This window comes from Maridesulfovibrio sp. (assembly GCF_963677005.1).
In the GTDB taxonomy this organism is placed as follows: domain Bacteria; phylum Desulfobacterota; class Desulfovibrionia; order Desulfovibrionales; family Desulfovibrionaceae; genus Maridesulfovibrio.
Genome location: NZ_OY781616.1, coordinates 3,018,376 through 3,034,046, shown reverse-complemented (window position 1 = coordinate 3,034,046; position 15,671 = coordinate 3,018,376). Strand labels below are relative to the sequence as shown.

The window sequence follows — 15,671 nt, the reverse complement described above, 5'->3', positions numbered from 1 at the left end:
CATCGCATCCGGCTTCTGCTATTTTTGTCCGAACCACGGAGTCTGTTCATGAAAAGAATCTTCATTGTCCTGTGCATTCTGTTTGGACTTGTAATTTCCGGTTGCCAGCCGAAAATGAACCTCTTTCCCGATGGAACCGATCCCCTGCTTGAGCAGTACATTCAGGGGGAAGGCCCGTACAAGGTCCTGGTCATTTCCGTTGACGGCACAATTTCCGATTCGCCTAAACGCGGCCTGCTCGGCTATGCCCCCAGTCTGGTGCAGGAAGTCACATCCAGACTCCAACTTGCTGCCGAAGACGACAGGGTTAAGGCTCTGGTGATCCGGGTCGATTCTCCCGGAGGATCGGTTACCGCAAGTGATGTGCTTTACAACGAAATAGAGCGGTTCAAGCAAAAAACCGGCGCAAAAGTTGTGGTCAGCATGATGGATGTTGCCGCTTCCGGCGGATACTACATCAGTCTTCCTGCGGATTGGATCATGGCCCATCCCACATCGCTGACAGGTTCGGTGGGAGTGATCTTCATCCGCCCCAAGGTCGCCGGGCTCATGGATAAGATCGGGGTTTCCGTGGAAATTTCGAAATCCGGCCGCAACAAGGATATGGGCTCTCCCTTCAAGCCGGACACGGCGGAACAGGAACAGATAATAGACACCATCATCAGTAATTATGCTGATCGTTTTCAGGCGCTGGTGAAAAAACACCGGAAGATTTCTGAAAAAAATCTTGAAAAAATCTTCACCGCTCAGGTATTCAGCGCTGACGGAGCAAAGAAAGTCGGCCTCATAGACGGGATCGGTTATCTGCCCGATGCCGTCTCCAAGGCATGCGAGCTGGCCGGTATCCCGGAGGATTCCCTTGTTATCACCTACAGGCGCGAGTTTTATCCGGACGATACTCTGTACAACACGGTAACAGCCCGGACCGAGCCCCTTGCGCTGGTCAACATTGATGCCGGGAATCTGCTGCCGCCCAAAGCCGGATTTCATTTCCTCTGGTTTCCGGCGGTTCAATAGAGCAGAAGCGGCTTTGCATTCCCGGAAAAAAAATGTATGAACTGCCCGTTTGACCTGATGGCTGCAACATCTACAAGGAGTACATGCATGAAAATACACAGTCTGATCACCGTGGTTATGCTGGTGATTTCACTTGCCGTTTTCGCAGGATGCACTCAGGAAACCCAGAACCGTATCGGCCGTTCCATCCAGAACTGGACCGGTGTTGACGGAATTCTTGAAATCTATTCCGGGGGCAACGTCATCAAACGTTTCATAAAAATAGACAAACTTTCCACTGCGGCAGGCACCAAGGAAAGGGTTCAGCGTCCTTACCGTTTCGGTTACGGAGTGCTGGATGCCAATCTCAACGGTAAAGCCGACCCCGGTGAAAAGAAAGTTTATTTCGAATTCAGCGACTACTCTACAAATTACGTCTTCTTTGAAGACCCAGAAACAAAATAAAATCAGGCCGGACCTTCAAGTCCGGCATTTTTTTGCCCATGAACAGATGCATAAGAGCAGCGCGAGCTGTAACCATGAAAGATGGCGAGGGAATTCTTGAAAATTTCGCCATGATCCACGATGGCAGCACAATACTTGAAACAGGCTGCTGGACCGACCTGAAAAAAGATTTTTCAGGAGAAGTGGATGATCTCGGCGAGGTAACTGTTGTCCCGGGGCTCGTTAACGCCCACGTACACCTTGGACTTTCGCATCTACGCGGAAAAACCGTTCAGGGGCAGGGCTTCACCTCCTGGGTGAAATCCCTTATCGCCAATCCGATGTATATTCCTGAAATGGATGCGGTGAGAAAAGCGGTTGCGGGAATGCTTGAAAGCGGAACGGTTTTCTGTGCGGACATAGCCACCGCCAACGTGATAAACATAGCCACTGTCATGGACGAACTGGGCATGGGGTTCTGTGCCTGCTGCGAGGCCATGGGGCTGCAGGTTCCGGAAGAAGGCGCAAAATTATTTCCGCAAAAGAAGTTCATAAACGGAAAGGTGGTCGGTTCCGGTCATGCGCTTTACTCCACATCCGCAGAACTGCTGCGGGCGGTCAAGAAAGCTGATGATGAAGCCGGGCTGCCGTTCCCCATGCATCTTGCCGAAAATGCCGAGGAAGACGAAATCGTGGCTGCCGGGACCGGAGTTTTTGCCGAGATGCTTCGCGGCGCGGGAATGCTCGCAGACTGCGGAAACAGCGGAATAACCCCGGTTGAATACGCAGATTCGCTCGGACTGCTGGACGGTTCCACTCTGGTTGTTCACTGCGTGCGGGTTACGGACAGTGACATAGCGATTCTTGAAGAAAGAAATGTGAATGTCTGCCTGTGTCCGCGTTCCAATGAATATATCGGTGAAGGCAGGGCTCCATGGGAAAAGATATTGAAGTCAGGCATAAACACCTGTCTCGGCACCGACAGTATAGCCTCCAACTACGATCTGAACATGTGGAACGAACTGGAATACCTGCTTGAAAATCTTGAAATTTCACTGTCCGCCCGTGAAGCGCTGTCTCTGGTCACGCTCAACGGGGCCAGGGCGTTAAAGACAGACAATTCATACGGCTCACTGGAAAAAGGGAAGAGAGCGGTCTTTGCAACCGTTCCGTCCCGTCTGGAAGGGCTTTTGTTCGCATAACTTTTTCAGCCTGCCGCGACTGCGGCCAAAGAGGTTACCATGAATTGGCAGCATAAAGACCTGCTGGACATAACGCAGCTCAGCACAGAGGAAGTGTGGCATGTATTCGAGACAGCCACCTACTTTCAGGAAATCAACTCACGCCCGGTAAAAAAGGTTCCGACATTGAAAGGCCGCAGTGTGGTCCTTTTTTTCGCCGAGCCGAGCACCAGGACGAAAACCTCTTTCGATATGGCCGGAAAAAGGCTCTCCTGCGATACTTTTTCCCTGGCCAAAAGCTCCAGCAGTCTCACCAAGGGCGAAAGCCTCAAGGACACGGCCCTGACCCTGCAGGCCATGAATCCTGACGGAATAGTCATTCGTCACTGGGCAAGCGGAGCGGCACAGTTCCTTTCGGAACGCCTTGAGTGCAGCGTGATCAATGCCGGGGACGGCCGTCACGCCCACCCGACTCAGGCCCTGCTGGACGGATTTACTCTCTACAAGGAGTGGGGCTCGTTCGAAAACAGGACCGTGCTTATCCTCGGGGATATCGCCCACAGCCGGGTGGCCCGTTCAAACGTGATTATGCTGACCATGCTGGGCGCAAAAGTCCGGCTGTGCGGTCCGCGCACGCTGCTGCCGCCGTATCTGAAGGATTGGCCCGTGGAAGTCTTTACCGATATCAACGAAGCCTGCAAAGGCGTGGATGCCGTCATGTGTCTGCGGTTGCAGCTTGAACGCCAGCAGGCGGGCCTGCTTCCGGACCTGCGTGAATATTCCCGGTTTTTCGGTCTGGGAAGCAGGCAGATCGAACTGGCTTCACCGGATGTTAAAATACTGCATCCCGGCCCCATGAACCGCGGGGTCGAAATCAATTCCGAAATTGCAGATTCGGCCGCAAGCCTTGTGCTTGATCAGGTCGCCAGCGGTGTAGCCACCCGCATGGCCCTTCTCTATCTTTATCTCACCCGTAAAAACAACTAAGGAGGCCGGATCATGACCAGTCCCGAACTCGTTGTCCGCAAGGCGGTCTGGAAAGGAGAGGAAACCGATCTCCTGGTCGCCGATGGAAAGATTCTAGAGGTTGTTCCGTCCTCCGACACCATGTACGAAGGTGCGAAAGTAGTCGCTGCCCGCGGCCTGCTGCTCATGCCCAGCCTGACCGATGTGCATACCCATCTGCGCGAACCCGGCTTTGAATACAAGGAAGATATTGCTTCCGGGTTGAAGGCTGCTGTCCATGGCGGATTTTCCAATATAATGTGCATGGCCAACACCGCGCCGGTGAACGACAATTCCGTTGTGACGGACGAAATGCTCTCCAAAGCGGCTCAGGCCTATCCTGATGGCGGACCGCGTCTTTATCCCGTGGGAGCTCTTACCAAGGGGCTTGAAGGCAAGGAGCTTTCTCCCATGCACGAGCTTGCGGAAGCCGGGTGCGCCGCTTTTTCCAATGACGGAGTGCCGGTAAAGAACAGTGAAATATACCGCCGGGCCGTGGAATACGCTTCGGACACCGGAAAACCGGTTATAGATCACTGCGAAGATCCCTGGCTCGAACCGGCTGCAGGGGTGAACGAGGGAAGGGTCTCCAGTCTGCTGGGCCTTGCCGGACAGCCGGACGTTGCCGAAGCCGCACAGGTGGCCCGCGACCTGCTGATGGCTGAATATCTGGATATGCACATCCATTTGGCCCATATTTCCTGCCGTAAATCCGTGGACCTTATTGCCTGGGCCAAAAAACGGGGCGTAAAGGTCACCGCAGAGACGTGTCCGCACTATCTTCTGCTGACCGAAGAAGCGCTGGAAGGGTACGGATCAGCCACTAAGGTCAATCCCCCCCTGCGCACAAAGGACGATGTGGACGCTCTGTTTGCCGGGATAAAAGACGGTATCATCGACATGTTCGCCACCGATCACGCCCCGCATGCAGGCTACGAAAAGGAAGTTGAATTCATGCTGGCTCCCTGCGGAATCTCCGGGCTGGATTCGGCTCTGCCTCTCACCTGGTCACTGGTGGCTGCGGGCAAAATAACTTTCGATGATTTCATCCGCATGTGGACAACCGCCCCCTGCGAAACCTTTGCTCTGCCGCTGAACAGTTTCCGCAAAGGCGACCCGGCCGACTTCTTTCTCTTCGATCCCAACGAGGAATGGGTTCTCACGCCGGAAGCAATGCATTCCAAGGGCAAAAACACGCCTTTCATGGGCCAAACCCTGAAAGGGCGGGTCATAAGCCATTTCCTTGGCGGGAAAAAAATAGTATGACCTCTTGAAAAGACAGGGAATAAAGCCGACGATTACGGCAAAAAAACAATAAATTTATGTGGTTGAAAAAAACAACCGATGTAAATATGACAGGCTGTTTATTTCTGATAAGGAGAGATTATGAGTGAACCTTTCAAGGATGCGGTTGGTATTTGCAAAACCATCATGCGCAACGGATATGATGCTTACATCATCAACGAAAGACTTCAGAAGCTGACCATCGACGACAAGGGGCACGAGACAGAACTGGACATTTCAACGGAGCTTGATTTCAAGGGCCTTGCAAAGCTTTTCCCAAGCATCCAGCCCTCGGAAAGAACCGGAATCTGTGCGATACTTAAAGAAGGTGAAACCACCTTCCTCTTCTACAGTTCAGAAAGCAGCAACTCCTGCCATCCGGAGGAATGCGTTGCCCGCATGACACCGCGTCTGCTCAAGGTGCTGGAGAAAAAGCATGAAATTCCGCTTTCCGCCGCATGCCCTTACATCCCCAAGGCTCAGGATCCCTATGAAGGATTTGCCGAACTGAGTTCCGGCGAAGTCCGCATGACTGGTATTCCGGACCAGACGCTTAAGAAGGATTACCTCATGGGCATCAGGGCGCTGCGTTTTGCCGCCAACTACAATCTGCCCATTGAAACAAATACCAAGATAGCCATTATCCGTTCTTCGAAGCGCATACTGGACTATGTTCCGGTTCCCGAAATCATGAACGAATGGCGCAAGGTGGAAGCCGAAAACATGTATGTTTTCGTTTCACTGCTTTTCGAAACCATGCTTCTGCACGGTCTGATTCCTGAAATTGCGGCGCTTTCCCGACTCACTCAGGTCAAGAACAGCAAAACCGGTGAACTGGAAGATGTTTTCAGCCATACTCTGGATGTAATGAAACTCTATCCGGAAGAACTTCCCTATGACTGGTTCGGAGTGGTCGCCTGCCTGTTCCATGATGTGGGCAAGCTCTATACCGCTGAAGAAGTGGACGGAAACTGGCAGTTCCTGCAGCACCATCGTGTCGGAGCCAAGGTAACCAGAAAGATACTGACCCGTCTCAACTTCCCTCAGGAAGATGTGGACCTGATCTGTGATCTGGTCAGAAACCACATGCGTTTCCATTTCATGCTCACGGACAAGGGTATCCGTAAATTCAAGGTTATTGACGAATATCCGCGTCTCATCGAGATTGCCCGTGCCGATATCAAGGCCAGAGGCACCACTTACAAGGAATTCAACCACAACATCAAGATGCTTGAGCGTGCTGATATTCCCGAGGAAGCGCTCGACCCGTTCCTCAACGGTAACGAGATAATGCAGCATACCGGCCTGAAACCCGGCCCTGTAGTTGGCATTATCAGGGAAACCCTGCTCAAGGCCCAGATTGCCGGTGATGTGACGAACATGGAAGAAGCCATTGAGTTCGTAATTGCACAGGCAAAAATGGCTTAGCGCACATAACTATTTGAAATATTGAATAAAAAAGCCGTTGCGTATTTCCGCAACGGCTTTTTCCATTCTCAGATGTGCCCGGCATCAACCGGGACAGGAGAAGGACTAGAATTTTTCAAAATCATCGTCGCTGGAAGCCATGTCCAGCGAAAGCCCTCCGAAACCGGAAGAGTCCTTATCTCCGCCTGCCGCAGGTGCCTTCGCAGGTTCTGCCGAGCGTGGCAGGGCCTTGGGACGATTTCTACCGATACTTATATTTCCGCTGACCTTGAAGAACGACATGGTGTTCTCAAGCTGCATGCTCTGGGCGGACAGCTCTTCGCTGGTAGAGGCCATTTCTTCGGACGCTGAGGCATTCTGCTGGATAACCGCGTCAAGCTGGGTGATGGCCTTGCTGATCTGCTCCGCTCCTGAATTCTGCTCCGCACTGGCAGATGAAATTTCCTGAACAAGTTCGGCGGTTCTCTCAATATTAGGGACCAGTTTTTCAAGCATTGATCCGGCCTTTTCCGCAACGTTTACGGTACTGGTGGAGAGTTCACTTATTTCACCGGCTGCGTTTCCGCTGCGTTCAGCCAGCTTGCGGACTTCCGCAGCGACAACTGCGAATCCCTTACCGTGTTCTCCTGCTCTGGCTGCTTCTATGGCGGCATTAAGTGCCAGCAGATTGGTCTGGCGCGCGATTTCTTCAATGATGGAGATTTTTTCAGCAATGTTTTTCATGGCCGCCACGGCTTCGTTAACAGCCGAACCGCTCTCGCGGGCATCACCGGCAGCCTGAATGGCTATGTCTTCGGTGGTCTTGGCGTTAAGGGTGTTTTGATGGATGTTGCTGGCCATTTCTTCAATGGAGGCCGAAACCTGTTCGATGGATGCGGCCTGTTCAGTTGCCCCTTGGGAGAGTCCTTCCGCCGATGCCGAGAGTTCCGTGCTGCCGGATGCCACGTTTACCGATCCTTCGCGAACGTCCGTAACAACCCGGATAAGTTGCATGGCCATCTCTTTCATATTTCCATATACCCCGACAGCGGATTTCTTGAAGCGAAGATCCAGACCCCCTTCTGCAATGCTGGCGGCGATGGTTGCTATTTCAGCCGGATCGCTTCCAAGCTGGATGTTTACCGTCCTTATGATGAACCAGGCCGTGAAGATGCCCACGGCAACTGCGGCAATGCTGATTATGACTGCAAGCATGATGGCCTGGCTGTTGGCTGCCTGCAGTTTCGGTCCCAGAATTTCCTGGTCGGACATTACGGAGAGCTTCACATCCTCAACTTTGGAAGCGATTTGCGGACCGAGTTTATCAAGCCTTTCGGTAACTATTTCGTTGCGGCTGAATACTACCTTTGTCAGACTGTTGAATGCCTCAATATATTTTGTCTTACCTTCGATCAGTTCTGATAGGAGCTTACGGCGTTCCGGATTTCTGAGGCTGCGTTCAAGTTCGGCGGTTATTCTGTCCAGATCGGCCATTTCGGTTCCCACCCTTTCCATTGCCGACTTGGAATTATCCTGCAGGAATTTGACCACGTACAGTCTGGCCAGCAGCAGCCGCCGCAGGGCAAAACCGCTTTTTACAGCAGCGGCCATATCGTTGTCACGTTCGGCTGTTTCCAGAATTCGGGAGAGTTTTTGTTCCATCTGCGGTCCGACCATATTGAGAAGATCAACATAGTGCTTGCTCTGGAGGCTGGCTTTCTTGATGATTTCAAAGTTCTGTCCGTATGAACGAACCAGTTCGTCTGTGGCGGAAAGCATTCCGGCTCTTTCCGGGTTTTTTATTTCGGCTAAGGCTTCATCCAGGAACTCCCGCATTTTTTTGAAGTATACACCATACTCTTCAATGTCTTTTTCACTTCCTGTGAGGATGAAGTCTTTAACATTCATGCGAACCATCAGCATATTGGCCTGAAGGCGTCCGCACAGGTTTGTGTCGCGCGCAAGTTCCCGGTACTGCGTAAAGCCTTCGCTTGAATTGTTCAGTGCCCAGAAAGACACTGACGCAAGTATGAGCAGAAGGACGATAACAGAACCGAATCCCAGCATTAATTTTGATGATAACTTCATGTGATCTCCCCAAAACGGTTGTTTCAGACAACGAAAGTCCAATGAATAGGATTCAGCCAGTCGTTATAATATATACTGAATTTTATTTTTTCGAAAATAAAATTTGCTTCCGATGGGGTGAAAAGTAGCAGGGGGATGGATAGTTGCGCGTATCTTGCCGGTAAATATAGGGAATTTTATGATGACAAAAAAACAAAAGCCCTCATGATCAGATCATGAGGGCAATATGTCTCGTGTGGTGCCGAGGGACAGAATTGAACTGCCGACACGGGGATTTTCAGTCCCCTGCTCTACCGACTGAGCTACCTCGGCGCCGGAGGAGAATTTCTACGCATAACGCAGGCAGGTGTCAACTTTTTTTGCGATTAATATTCTTATAATTGGCAGTCCTTGCAACTGCGGCGGATGTGCTTATTATCCTGATGAGCGAAAAACGCCGGAGAAATCGGGAAATGGAAGATTCACTGCTTTTAAAAAAAATACGGTTAATGGGCTGTCAGCTTGAAATTCTCCGGGCGAGTTATGTTCATCAGATCTTTTCCCGGCATATTCATGAAGACTACGCCGTAGGGGTTATCGAAGACGGGGCCATGGGGTTCCGATATCGCGGAGCGGAACTGGTGGCCTCCAAGGGGCTTGTAAATCTTGTTGTACCCGGAGAAGCCCATGACGGACACCCCGCTGTTGACGGCGGCTGGTCTTACCGCATGTTCTACCTGCCTGCCGAACTGCTCATGAAGGCTGCCGGTGAGATTTCAAGCCGCCCGGAACAGCCGTATTTCCGGGAAGGCGTACTGAATGATCCAGCGTTGGCCGGACAGATTATGCAGGTTCACAGAAGTCTGGAACAGGGGACCGCTTCCTCGCTGGAGATGGAAACCATGCTGCTGGAACTTCTGGTCAGCTGGATTTCCAGACATGCAGATGACTCGGCGAGCCTCTGCGAACCCGGTAGTGAGCATCGGTCAGTCAACATGGCCCGCGAGTTCATGGAGGATTGTTTCTCTTCGGACGTCAGTCTTGAACAGCTAGCGGCACTTGGCGGCTTGAGCCGGTTTCATTTTCTGCGTGTTTTCGAGAAAGGGACAGGCATTACCCCCCACGCCTACCTGATGCAGATAAGGGCCAGAAGAGCGAAAAGCATGCTTGAAACAAGTATGAGGCTCGCGGATATAGCCGCTGCCTGCGGTTTCTGTGATCAGAGTCATCTGAACCGCCATTTCAGCAGGCAGTTCGGAATAACTCCCGGACGATACCGCAATTTCATCCAAAACAGCAGCACCGTGTCGGCATAGATTCGTACTCCGAAAGGAGTATGAAATGATAAAAGCATATGTAAATCTTATCCTGGCAATGGTGATAGTGGGAAGTTCAGTGGTGGCCGGTAAAATAATGGTCTCCGGGCTTCCTGTTTTCCTCTCTTCCGGCCTGCGTTTTCTGCTGGCCTCAGTGATCATAGTTCCGGTCCTTTTTTATCTGGAAGGAGGACTGCCCCGCCTTTCTATCCGTAGTTTGATGATTCTGGTTGTGCAGGCTCTCTGCGGATCATTTCTGTTTACCGTATGCCTGCTCTTCGGGTTGAGGTTCGTGAGTCCTGCGTCCGCAGGCATCATCACCAGCACAACGCCTGCCTTCATGGGGGTAATCGGGTGGACTTTTTTCAGGGAAAAGTGCTCAGCGCTGTCCTGTGGCGGAATAGTGCTTTCCTTTGCCGGAATACTTGTTCTCAGCGTGGGACAGGAGGGCGGAAGCAGCTCGCTTATAGGTTTGTTGCTTGTGCTCGGTGCTGTTGTTGCGGAATCCATGTTTCTTGTTTTCCGCAAATGGATAAACGAACCTCTTTCACCCCTTGCGGCCACCGCGTTGATTTCTTTTTTCGGCCTGCTCTGGTTTCTCCCGGCCTCCCTGTACGAATATTCGCAGTGTGATCTTTCTGCTGTTCCCTTCGAAGCATGGGTGGCGGTCTGTTATTACGGTGCTGTTGTTACCGTGCTGGCCTATCTTTGCTGGTTTGCGGGAGTGGTGCGGGTGAAGGCTTCGGTTGCCGGCGCGTTTACCGGAATAATGCCGGTATCCGCGGTGCTCCTGTCGTCTCTGGTACTCGGCGAGGAATTGCGTTGGTTCCACTTGTGTGGATGCGTTCTGGTCTGTGCTGGAATTCTGTTCAGTTCAGGTTTCTTTGCCGCCAGGCAGACAGGCGAGGTTGTAAGAGCCCAATAAAGTTGATTCGCGAACAGGGTCATTCTCCATGTTTTTTTTTGCCTGACTTTCCTGTATGTATAAACGAAGTTAAATAACCGATAGTTGTAAGCTGATTATAATTGATAATAAAATCTGTTTTACCAAAGTTTAGGAATTTACAGCAATAAAAATTGGAGACTTTCAATGAGTGAAAAACCGTTGCAGGCAGGCACGGAGCAGCTGGCAATAGACCGTATGCTGCAGCCCTTTTATGAGTTTGTTAAGGTTGAATCCTCCGGCGGGGTTGTGCTCATCGTTGCCACGATCATTGCTTTGATCTGGGCTAATTCCCCCTGGGGCCATCTTTATGAAGCGTTCAAAAATGTCCCTCTGACAGTTGGCGCCGGGGAGTTCGTCCTTACCAAGCCCGCTATACTCTGGATTAATGACGGGCTTATGGCAGTCTTCTTTTTTCTTGTGGGCCTTGAAATCAAGCGGGAGATTCTGGTCGGGGAACTGAACTCCTTTCGACAGGCGTCACTGCCCATTTTTGCGGCAGTGGGCGGCATGGTTGTTCCGGCAGTGGTTTATGCCCTGTTCAACTCCGGCACGAGTTCCGCGGACGGCTGGGGAATCCCCATGGCCACCGATATAGCTTTTTCACTCGGCGTCCTTTCCATGCTCGGAAATCGTGTCCCCACGAGCCTGAAGATTTTTCTGACCGCAGTGGCAATTGTGGACGACATCGGAGCAATTCTGGTTATCGCCGTGTTTTACTCCACAGGGGTGTCGGTTTGGATAATCGGGGTAGGACTTCTGTTCTTTGTTTTAATGCTTTTTTTGAATCGCATGGGCGTCAGGTCTCCGCTGCCGTATCTTGTACTCGGCGTTCTGATGTGGCTGGCTTTTCTGAAAAGCGGCGTTCATGCCACTGTTGCCGGTGTGCTGGCAGCTATGAGCATTCCGTCTTCCACCAGAATATGCTGCAACGATTTTGTCGGAGCCATGACCAGACATGTCTCCGAGTATGAATCTGCGGCAGGAAGCGGCGCTGTTACCCTCTCAAACAAGGGTATGCTTTCCGCCCTCGGATCAATGCACGGGGATGTGATCAAGGCCGCTCCACCACTCAAGAGAATAGAGCACGGTCTGCACTATTGGGTCGCATTCGGGATTATGCCGGTATTCGCTCTGGCCAATGCCGGGATAAACTTCGGAGGCGGAGGAGTTGATCTGTTCCATCCTGTGAGCATGGGTATCTTTTTCGGGCTGATCGGCGGCAAGGCGGCAGGAATATGTTTGGCAAGTTGGATAGCCATAAAGCTCGGCGTGGCGGACATGCCTGGCAGCATGGTTCCCGGTCATTTTTTCGGGGCATCTCTTTTAGCCGGCATCGGTTTTACCATGTCCATATTTATCGCCACCCTGGCGTGGGAAGAAAGCTCGCCGTTCATCGTGGATGCCAAGTTCAGCATTCTGGCTGCTTCACTGGTGGCAGGGCTGCTCGGCTTTCTGGTACTGCGGAGCTGCCCGTTGTCCCTTGAATGCAGCAGCGGGGATAATTCTTGAAGTTTTCCGGGGAAAAAGTAAGCGCGGTCATTGCAAGGTACAGCGAAGAGCTTTCCTGGCTTGAAGCTCTCGACTGTCCGTCGACGGTGTACAATAAGGGTGAGAGTCCGGTGGAAGGGGCCGTGGTTCTGCCCAACGTGGGAAGGGAGTCCCATACCTATCTGACCCACATTGTGCGCAACTATCCTGATTTTCCGGAATTTCTGGTCTTTCTGCAGGGGGCTCCTTTTATCCATATGGAGGAAGGAGCGGACTGCGCAAAGCTGAATTCACTGATTGCGGACTGCATTGACCGCAATGTCCCGTTCAAGGGTTTCGCCTGGTTTCGTCTTGTCTGTGACCGTCTCGGAAGACCGCACCAGATGGCCGACCCGGCCAATAAAGGTAAATGGGCCGGGTGGGGGCGTGATATCCCGGTCGGAGACACTTATGAAAAACTTTTTGAACGCACCCCTCCGGAAAAATTTATCGCAAGTGCCGCCACCGGATTATTCATGGTCCGCAGGGACCGTATTCTCGTCCGTTCGAAGAACTTTTATGAAAAAGCGCTGGGTGTTATCGAGTCTGACCCCGGAGATGCCCGCAACACCGGCCACGCTTTTGAGAGGTTGTGGCAGGTTGTGTTCAACGGCAGCCGCAGCATCAATCCGGAGCTAGGCTAGGTTTTTATAATTTGATATATGGAATTGTTCTGAAAGAGTAAGGACTTCCTTTTTTTCGCGGCATGACGGCCCGGACACGAAGGCTGATACAAAGCGAAAGAAAAGTGATAATCCGGCGTTTTTGAGTCGATAACTCACTATTATTCCTAATGAAAAACACCTCCCTGTCAATCGCCAAATATCTGGCTGCAATATTTCTGACTGCAATACTGCTGGATGCATTCCTGCAGCATCAGCTTTTGCAGCGCTACAGAAACGACCAGATATTGAATGTTTACCAGCAGACCGCTGTTATCAGGGCCAGATTAGAAAAACAGGTGGCCAGTAATCTTTATATCATTCAAGGTCTTGCCAACTATATTTCCCTCAACCCATCTTTTTCCAAAGCCGATTTCGATCATTACTCTCAGGAAATGATGTATAATTCCGATGAGATCCGCAATGTTTCAGCGGCGCCTGATTATGTTGTCCGGTACGTTCATCCTCTTAAAGGGAACGAGGCGTTTCTGGCGCTTGATTGCCGCAAGGAGCCTGAGCAATGGGAAAAATGCAAACAGGCTGAAGTGACCGGAAAAATGATTATGGCCGGTCCCGTAAAATTTTCGCACGGCGGGGAAGGCTTTGTAGGAAGGGTTCCGGTGTTTGTGAGAGGGGAGAGGCGCGAGGTTTTTTGGGGGATAGTCTCAGCTGTTATTGATGCCGATCTGCTTTTTGCTAAGTCGGGAGTAAAATCGAACAGAAATCTAAGGCTGGCGATACGCGGAGTGGATGAAAAAGGGGCTTCGGGGGCTGTTTTTTATGGTGGTCCCGAGTTTTTCAATCCAGAGGCAAAAGCCGTTCTGCAACCGGTAGCCCTTGCTTCGGGCAGTTGGGAAATTGCGGCGCTTCCTTTGAACGGCTGGAGCAATTTACCTCCGAATTCTTCGCTGGTTCATCTGGTGATACTGCTTCTCGTTGTCGGCGGGTCTTTTGCAGCGGTAAAGGTCGTCAGCAAAAATGCCGAGGTTGAGCGGAGCAGGGAAAGTCTGAATGAGGCCCAGTCCATTGCCCATCTGGGCAACTGGAGCGTTGACCTGCGGGATAAAAAGATATGGTGGTCCAACGAAACATACAGGATTTTCGGGCTGATCAGTGGGTATGATGTCCCTACCCAACGGACAATTTTAAAACGTATCCATAACGCTGACCGCCGCGTAGCCAACGAGGCTTATCGTGATTCCATGAAGAGCGGAGAGCCTTATCATATTGATCACAGGATCGTGAGGCCTGACGGTGAGGTCAGATATGTTTCCGTGCAGGGGCGGTTCGATTATGGCGAAGACGGACGAGCGGAACGTTCATACGGAACTGTGCACGACATTACCGAGAGGAAACTGATTGAGAATGAACTGGTTGAGTCAAAGACCCGTTTCGACCATATAACCAAAAAGCTCAGCAGTAAGTTTATTTTCTTCTCGCACACAATTTTCGGTGAATTCATCCGGCTGAGCGAAGGATTTGAAATGCTCGGCTACGGCCCTCCTGAAAACGGACTGGGACGAAGATGGAGTGATGTGGTGAATATAAAGCCGGAGAGCATGGCTGTTGCTCTGGAGGCAAACGAAAGAGTCCTTGCCGGTGATGTCGAGACCGCTGAGTACGAGATTTCATATGAGACCCCGGATGGGAGTGAGCGTTTTCTGGCCATTTTCGGTTACATGACTTTTGATTATGATCTCTATGAATATGTATTTGAAGGCGTTGCCATAGATATTACGGAACGCAAGGAGCGTGAGGAAAAACTCAAGGTTCTGACCAGAGCCATTGAAAACGCTCCGGTATCCGTTGTCATAACGGATACAGAGGGAACCATAAGTTACGTCAACCCGTATTTTTCATTTGAAACCGGTTATTCCAAGGAAGAAGCAATCGGTGCCAACCCGCGTATCCTCAAATCCGGCATTCATGATGAAGAGTTTTACGAGAATCTGTGGAACACAGTCACCTCCGGGGAAACCTGGCGGGGTGAAGTTGCCAACAGGCGCAAGGACGGTTCTCTTTACTGGGAGTCCGCATCCATTTCGCCGGTATATGATTCCAATGGAAAGATTGTCAGCTATGTTGCCGTTAAGGAAGACATTAACGACAAGAAGGAACTGGAACAGCTGAAGAATGACGTGGACCTCATTATGCGTCATGACCTGAAGACCCCGCTCAACGGGATTATCGGTCTGCCGGGACTCTTGTGCATGGACGACAACCTGACGGAAGACCAGCTGCGGTTGCTCAGGATAATCGAGGAGTCCGGCAGGAACATGCTGGCCATGGTCGAGATGTCCCTGGACATGTTCAAGATGGAAACCGGAAAATATGTTTATTCCCCGGTACTGGTCGATGTTGCGGAGATTGCCCGGACAGTTGTTGCCCAGAGCCGTACAAGGTTCACGTCCGGCAAGGTCGGTATCAGCATCGCTGTTAACGGCGCGGAGGACGATGAAAATTCGGGGCTGCTGGTCTGCGGCGAGGACAGATTGATTTACTCGCTTTTTTCCGGGCTGCTTATCAATGCGCTGGAGGCCTCTCCCAAGAACGAGATGGTGCGCATATCCATAACTGACGGTGATCCGGTAACTATTTCGTTTTGCAACAAAGGCGCTGTTCCACCGGAAATACGAGACACGTTCTTCCATAAATACGTTACTTCCGGTAAAAGTTCTGGAACCGGTCTTGGAACCTATTCTGCCCGGCTGATGGCGGAGACCATGAATTATTCCATCAGCATGGAGACGTCCGATCAGAAAAATGAAACCTGCATCACCATAACTGTTCCTCGTTACCGGGATGGAGAGGACTGCTGATTCGGGTACATCTTCAT

12 protein-coding genes and 1 tRNA gene are annotated in these 15,671 nt (G+C 51.4%); 11 read left to right on the top strand and 2 right to left on the bottom strand.

Features of this window, described 5'->3' with window-relative positions:
* The first annotated feature begins 48 nt into the window (after positions 1 to 48).
* The 6 genes from sppA (at position 49) to ACKU4E_RS13440 (ending at position 6,338) form a co-directional block, all read left to right on the top strand.
* Entirely contained in the window at positions 49 to 1,017 is a 969-nt protein-coding gene (sppA, locus tag ACKU4E_RS13465) for a signal peptide peptidase SppA (protein ID WP_320171595.1), read from the top strand.
* An 87-nt stretch (positions 1,018 to 1,104) separates the two neighbouring features.
* Complete coding sequence (locus tag ACKU4E_RS13460; protein WP_320171594.1) at positions 1,105 to 1,461, top strand: hypothetical protein; 357 nt, start codon at positions 1,105 to 1,107, stop codon at positions 1,459 to 1,461.
* 38 nt (positions 1,462 to 1,499) lie between these two features.
* On the top strand, positions 1,500 to 2,642 hold the full coding sequence (locus tag ACKU4E_RS13455) for an amidohydrolase family protein (protein ID WP_320171593.1): 1,143 nt from the start codon (positions 1,500 to 1,502) through the stop codon (positions 2,640 to 2,642).
* Between the two features lie 39 nt (positions 2,643 to 2,681).
* Entirely contained in the window at positions 2,682 to 3,608 is a 927-nt protein-coding gene (locus ACKU4E_RS13450) for an aspartate carbamoyltransferase catalytic subunit (protein ID WP_320171592.1), read from the top strand.
* A gap of 12 nt (positions 3,609 to 3,620) precedes the next feature.
* Positions 3,621 to 4,892: a dihydroorotase gene (locus ACKU4E_RS13445; protein ID WP_320171591.1), complete on the top strand. Its 1,272-nt coding sequence runs from the start codon at positions 3,621 to 3,623 to the stop codon at positions 4,890 to 4,892.
* Between the two features lie 120 nt (positions 4,893 to 5,012).
* On the top strand, positions 5,013 to 6,338 hold the full coding sequence (locus ACKU4E_RS13440; protein ID WP_320171590.1) for an HD domain-containing protein: 1,326 nt from the start codon (positions 5,013 to 5,015) through the stop codon (positions 6,336 to 6,338).
* 105 nt (positions 6,339 to 6,443) lie between these two features.
* Here ACKU4E_RS13440 and ACKU4E_RS13435 read toward each other — a convergent pair whose 3' ends face one another.
* Together ACKU4E_RS13435 and ACKU4E_RS13430 are read right to left on the bottom strand one after the other, a co-directional pair.
* Positions 6,444 to 8,405, bottom strand: a complete 1,962-nt coding sequence (locus tag ACKU4E_RS13435) for a methyl-accepting chemotaxis protein (RefSeq protein ID WP_320171589.1) — start codon at positions 8,403 to 8,405, stop codon at positions 6,444 to 6,446.
* A 236-nt stretch (positions 8,406 to 8,641) separates the two neighbouring features.
* A tRNA-Phe gene (locus ACKU4E_RS13430) sits at positions 8,642 to 8,717 on the bottom strand.
* Between the two features lie 140 nt (positions 8,718 to 8,857).
* On the opposite strand from ACKU4E_RS13430, the gene ACKU4E_RS13425 reads away from it, so the two are divergent.
* The 5 genes from ACKU4E_RS13425 (at position 8,858) to ACKU4E_RS13405 (ending at position 15,654) form a co-directional block, all read left to right on the top strand.
* Positions 8,858 to 9,700: an AraC family transcriptional regulator gene (locus ACKU4E_RS13425; RefSeq protein ID WP_320171588.1), complete on the top strand. Its 843-nt coding sequence runs from the start codon at positions 8,858 to 8,860 to the stop codon at positions 9,698 to 9,700.
* A gap of 25 nt (positions 9,701 to 9,725) precedes the next feature.
* Positions 9,726 to 10,625 (top strand): DMT family transporter, encoded by a 900-nt coding sequence (locus tag ACKU4E_RS13420; RefSeq protein WP_320171587.1) that lies wholly within the window; start codon positions 9,726 to 9,728, stop codon positions 10,623 to 10,625.
* 165 nt (positions 10,626 to 10,790) lie between these two features.
* Positions 10,791 to 12,155 carry a Na+/H+ antiporter NhaA gene (gene nhaA, locus ACKU4E_RS13415; RefSeq protein ID WP_320171586.1) on the top strand — a complete coding sequence of 455 codons (1,365 nt, stop codon included), beginning with the start codon at positions 10,791 to 10,793 and terminating at the stop codon, positions 12,153 to 12,155.
* Positions 12,152 to 12,817, top strand: a complete 666-nt coding sequence (locus ACKU4E_RS13410; RefSeq protein WP_320171585.1) for a DUF3431 domain-containing protein — start codon at positions 12,152 to 12,154, stop codon at positions 12,815 to 12,817. The genes nhaA and ACKU4E_RS13410 overlap by 4 nt, the downstream gene beginning before the upstream one ends.
* Positions 12,818 to 12,966: 149 nt before the next feature.
* Positions 12,967 to 15,654, top strand: a complete 2,688-nt coding sequence (locus ACKU4E_RS13405; RefSeq protein ID WP_320171584.1) for a PAS domain S-box protein — start codon at positions 12,967 to 12,969, stop codon at positions 15,652 to 15,654.
* Positions 15,655 to 15,671 lie beyond the last annotated feature (17 nt).

Bases quoted from the DNA above. Each gene is read 5' to 3' on its own strand.
- ACKU4E_RS13405 (WP_320171584.1), top strand. From the start codon at position 12,967: ATGAAAAACACCTCCCTGTCAATCGCCAAATATCTGGCTGCAATATTT.
- ACKU4E_RS13420 (WP_320171587.1), top strand. From the start codon at position 9,726: ATGATAAAAGCATATGTAAATCTTATCCTGGCAATGGTGATAGTGGGA.
- ACKU4E_RS13450 (WP_320171592.1), top strand. From the start codon at position 2,682: ATGAATTGGCAGCATAAAGACCTGCTGGACATAACGCAGCTCAGCACA.
- ACKU4E_RS13445 (WP_320171591.1), top strand. From the start codon at position 3,621: ATGACCAGTCCCGAACTCGTTGTCCGCAAGGCGGTCTGGAAAGGAGAG.
- ACKU4E_RS13460 (WP_320171594.1), top strand. From the start codon at position 1,105: ATGAAAATACACAGTCTGATCACCGTGGTTATGCTGGTGATTTCACTT.
- ACKU4E_RS13455 (WP_320171593.1), top strand. From the start codon at position 1,500: ATGAACAGATGCATAAGAGCAGCGCGAGCTGTAACCATGAAAGATGGC.
- ACKU4E_RS13435 (WP_320171589.1), bottom strand. From the start codon at position 8,405: ATGAAGTTATCATCAAAATTAATGCTGGGATTCGGTTCTGTTATCGTC.
- ACKU4E_RS13440 (WP_320171590.1), top strand. From the start codon at position 5,013: ATGAGTGAACCTTTCAAGGATGCGGTTGGTATTTGCAAAACCATCATG.
- ACKU4E_RS13425 (WP_320171588.1), top strand. From the start codon at position 8,858: ATGGAAGATTCACTGCTTTTAAAAAAAATACGGTTAATGGGCTGTCAG.
- nhaA (WP_320171586.1), top strand. From the start codon at position 10,791: ATGAGTGAAAAACCGTTGCAGGCAGGCACGGAGCAGCTGGCAATAGAC.
- sppA (WP_320171595.1), top strand. From the start codon at position 49: ATGAAAAGAATCTTCATTGTCCTGTGCATTCTGTTTGGACTTGTAATT.